General features: G+C 35.9%; 1 protein-coding gene and 1 pseudogene. One reads left to right on the forward strand and one right to left on the reverse strand.

Annotated elements, in window-relative coordinates; all coding sequences use genetic code 11:
- Positions 1-1149: ATP-binding protein (locus tag LJE09_RS16715; protein WP_227311574.1), on the reverse strand; the 1149-nt coding region annotated here is incomplete at its 3' end.
- A gap of 316 nt (positions 1150-1465) precedes the next feature.
- On the opposite strand from LJE09_RS16715, the pseudogene LJE09_RS16720 reads away from it, so the two are divergent.
- Positions 1466-5144 (forward strand): annotated as a pseudogene (locus tag LJE09_RS16720) (hypothetical protein); the annotation flags it as partial.

A 5144-nucleotide genomic window follows, 5' to 3' on the forward strand; every position in this document is an offset into this window, starting at 1 on the left:
TTCTGCTGCTTTCTCAATTTCTGATCTTGACATTTTTTCTTTTCCCTTAAGGATGCTGACCAGTATCTGTTCGGCTTCGCTCAGGTCATAGTTTTCCCTTATAACAGGAAGAATTACTTTGATAGAATTAGAAAAACACTGATACGATGGTTTTATCAGTGCGTTCCTGTAAGCATGATTGATCCTCATGATTCCGGTTCCAAATTTCTCAATATATTTCAGCCGGAAGAACACATTTCCGATAATAGGATTTCTGAGTATGGATATCTGACCATTCAGGTATTCCTCTTCGCTGATTCCGGCAGGAAGCCCTCCCGGAGAACTGATCTCAATCCTGTCCGCATACATACTGACTTTTATAGATGCCGGGATATCCCACATTCGATGGATCAGAGCATTGGCTATTGCTTCCCTGAAGGCTTTTTCCGGGATTTTGTCAATACATTTCCTTTCGGCTCCCTCTATTTTTTCATACTGATAATACTTTCGGAACATCTGAAGTGTTTTTTCCAACTGAGAAAGTATGGAAATATTTTCTAGTGATTCCCTGTCCATGATCTCATCTATGGTATCACCAAAACGTATGATATCTATTCCCGTAAACTGATTATCATCAGCAAGAAGTGCAGCTGCATTATTGAACCCACTCTGATCAGAATACAGTTCAAGAGTTTTTAAAATATCTTTATTGATCTTCTCAATGCCCATCACCCGGATAAATTCTGTTTCCAATTTAGCAAAAGTAAGCTGCTGATTGAATGAAGTGATCTCCTCAAAAGTCTGATTACAGCCCTCCAGGATCAACCGGTTATATTCCAGACGATCCACTTCAACTGTAGAAGAATCATTTCTTTTATAAGCTTTACCTTTATAGAGATAAGGCTTATACCTGCCTTCATAAACAGTAAGCACAATCGTATTCTCCTGTATCTCCAGACGGAACTCCGGCACAGGACTGAGACTGTCATTGATCTTATTCTCCAGATTCAGACATCCGTTCACTGGATCTGTTATGCCGATGACGTTCCCCTGATCATTGATTCCAAATATAATCTTTCCTTCGCCATAATTAGCATAGGCACTGATCGTTTTCAGAAACGTGTTAGATGACAGATTTTCCTTATATTCCAATGTTCTACTTTCCCTCATGATACATTTTCCTCCACATTTTCAACCCTTTGAAACCCAATATTGATTTGTAATTTATAGTATAAAATCGTTCCAATCGAAATGCAACGATTTCTTTTTTCGTTTCATATAGAATGCAACGATTTATATAATCATCAAATATAATTCCGCCGATCAACAGCCAACGCAATTGTATAATTGTGAAATAATAAATATTATGCGTAAATAATACAGTTATAAATCATTTCATTTTAACTTTTATTTCTATATTGCTCTGCTCAAAACAATTTTTTTCCACAAAATCAATCTGTCCACCACCCAAAGGGGAACTATAATCATGACAAAGATTAAAAACACAAAGAAGGGCATGGCAAAAAAGACATTAAGTATGTCACTTGTTGTTGCAATGCTTGCTACTTCTAATGTGCCGGTATGGGCTGCTGAGTTCAGCGATGGTTCTGACGTAGCAGTAACATCCGAAGTTGCAGAAGATACAGAAGCATTTTCTGATGAAACAGTAGACGCACCAGTTGTTGATGACGCTGCTGAAGAAGTTTCTACTGCACAGGTAGCAGCTGATTATAGCTTAAATACTAACATGGAACTGAAATCCGGAACATGGAAGGATAAAGTTACATTAGCTAAAAAAGATGGCGTTACTGATGCTGCTAAATTTGAAATTTCTAAAAACGGAGTCCCTGTAGAGACAAGTAAAATCAAATATGAAGTATATTACAATGATGATATCAATGTAACAGCAACAGCACTGCCTACAGTTTCAGATTCTATGGAGTTAACATCTACAGCGCCAGGACTGGATGCATTTACAGGCGGAAAAAAAGTTACTGTTAAATTTTATGTAGATGGTGAGAAAGAAGCTGTTGCAACATTTGAGACACAGCTTAAAGCTGTAGATCTTAGCAACGCTACAATCGACTATACTACTCCATATCAGAATTATAACGGTAATATTCAGAGACCAGCCAGCAATGAATTAACTGTAAAATTAAGTGGAGAAACAGTAAATAGTGAAAACTATGTTGTAAAATTCGAAAATGCAGAAGAAGCCAAGGATTACAAAGTTGGTGGATATAAATTTGCTGTAGAAGGTATCAAGGATAAAGGATATACAGGTACTTCCAAGTATGATGGAACATTTACAATTGGACGTCTGGATGCAAATAAGGATAACCTTTCAGTTGTTGTATCTGGAACTACTACTTATAATGGAACAGAAAATACAGTTCCTACAGTTGTAGTTACTGATAAATTATCTAAAAAGGTAATTCCTAGCGAGTTATACACAGTTACTGTTGATACAGACAAGAATAAAACTGACAATCAGGTTGACAAAGGTGATTACAAGGCTGAAAATATCACCGTTACAATGAAGGAATCTGCCACAATCAATGGTGTTGAAACTTACAATAACTTCAAGGCTGTCGCTGTAAATCCTGAATGTGTAACAGGTACTTTTTCCATTGCAGCATTAGATTTAAGCAAATTAGGAGAAAAATATACGGTTCAGGTAAAACCACAAGAAGTAAGTTCTACAGCTAAAGAGTTAAATTGGAATCAGATTATTCTTACAGATAAATCTACAGGCAAAGTTGTAGAAGATATTTCAAAAGTCCTTCCAACAAATGAACTTACTCCTGTACTTACAAATAATGCTACTGCTGGAAAAGGCAGACTTACTATTAAAGTGAAGAGTGCTCTCAACCAGAACATTATTAATGAATATGTCACAGATGTATCAGTTGCTAATAATGTTATTAACAAAGAAGATATCGCTCTTCCAAAAGGAACAAAACTCACAAGTAACAGTACTGCACTCACAGCTAAAACAGCTTTGAGTGATACTACATTAGATAAAAATATCAAAGATGCTTTAAATGCAAGTGTTTACACCGGTTCTGCTCTTGAACCATTAAAAGCTGTATTTGAAAATATTGTATGGAGTGGAAGTACACCAAGCGGTACAGATATGAAATTTACACTTGGTAAAGATTACACCATTACTTATACAAATAATACAGATTCTGATGTTGTAAAAGGTGCAAATAAAGATGCTTCCAAGAAAGCTACTGTAACTTTACAGTTCATGGGAGATTATGTTGGATCTGTTTCTTATACTTTTGATATCGCACAGGCAACAGCATATGTATCTGGCGAAAAGATTTCTTACACAGCAGGAAAGAATTCCTATGACGCAAATGTAAAAGTTGTTACAAAATCAGGTTCTACAGAAACTGCTGTACCAACAACAGAATATACTGTAAAGACCAAAACAAAAGCACGTAAAATTGGTGATAAAGCAATCGCTGATGTGGTATTTACAAATCCAAACTACAAAATCAACTACAATAAAGCAGATCTTACTGATGTAAACGCAGATAAATGTGCATATGTACAGAATGTAGAATCAGAATTAGTCGGAAAATCTCTTACTGATTCAACTGTAACAGCAACTGTTGATGGTACATACACATATACAGGAAAAGAAATCACACCAACAATCACTGTTAAAGATGGTTCAACAGAATTAAAATTAGGCACAGATTATAAGATTGTAGCTAAGAATGGTACAGAAGCTGGCGACGCATATGTTACAATTGAAGGTATTAACAATTATTCTGGAAAACTGACTTTAAAATATACTATTTCTAAAGCAGATTTAGCAAATGCTACTGTAGAAAGTTCTAAGACAGACAAAACTAAAAAGAATAATTATGACCAGTCTTATGACGGACTTGCTCAGAAACCAGATATTGCAGTAGAAAATGGAAAAGTAGTTGGTGTTAAAATTGGTGATACTGTTTTAGCCGAATATGATCCAATCACAAAAACTGGCGATTTTGAACTTACATGGGATCTTGATGCTGTAGAAGTTGGAACCTATAACTTTACAATTACTGCAGTAGCAAGCAGCAAAAAAGTTCAGGGAACATTCAAGGGAACATACAAAGTTATTCCAAGTGAATTACATACACACTTTGCTAAAAAATCGGATGCAAACAGCAAGGAAATTAATACATTAACTGCCAAAGAGACAGGCGCATACTATACTGGAAAAGCAATTACTGTTGCTGATTTCAAAACAAAAGTAGTTGTTTATGATACAGATGATAAAAAAGTATTAACAGAAGGAAAAGATTACCGCCTTGAATATAGCGATAATATTGATGCTGGATTAGCAACTGTAAAAGCTTATGGTCTCGGAAACCATGCATATAAAGATGAAAATGGTAAAGAAGTTGCTATTGCAACCCTTACTTTCAATATTGAAGGAAAAGGAATTATCGCAGAATCATGGGTAAAAAAGATTTCCGACACAGAATATGCTGGTGGACTTCCAGTAGAGCCAGAAGTTGTTGTTGCTGATGCAAATGGAAATCGTCTTATTCAGGGTGTGGATTACACTGTAGAAACTGATGCTTATGACGTTTATGATGCTTATGACGGTTATAATGTTTTCATCAAAGGAAAAGGTGCGTATGTAGCTGCTGATGAAGATAATGATGGTTTCTGGGCCTTTAACTATACCAAAGAATGGAAGATTACTAAAAAGGATCTTGCAAATACAACAATCACTGTTGATAAAAATAATAATGTAACTGTTATAAATGGATCTGTTATTGTTCCATCTTCCGAATATGATGTAAAATTCAGTGAAGATGGAAAGACTGTAACCGTAACAGCTAAAGCTGACAGCAAGAACTACACAGGTTCTAAAGAACTTTCTGCAGAAGTTGCTAAGGTCGGTGCTCCAATGATCAGCGATGTTAAAGTTGTTGGTAATAAAGCAACTGTTATCCTTTCCGGAGACGCTGAAGGTGCTTCTGGTTATGATTATGTAATTTCCACAGACCGTGACTGCATCACAAATAAAGACTATGATTCTATCAGCAAGAACCAGGTTCAGACATCCACTACATTCAAATATGTAAACAAGGGTGTATACTATGCATACTGCCACGCTTGGACACGTGATGAGAACGGTAAGAAAGTATTTG

Source organism: Blautia sp. DFI.3.45 (assembly GCF_020593505.1).
Taxonomy (GTDB): domain Bacteria; phylum Bacillota; class Clostridia; order Lachnospirales; family Lachnospiraceae; genus Blautia_A; species Blautia_A wexlerae.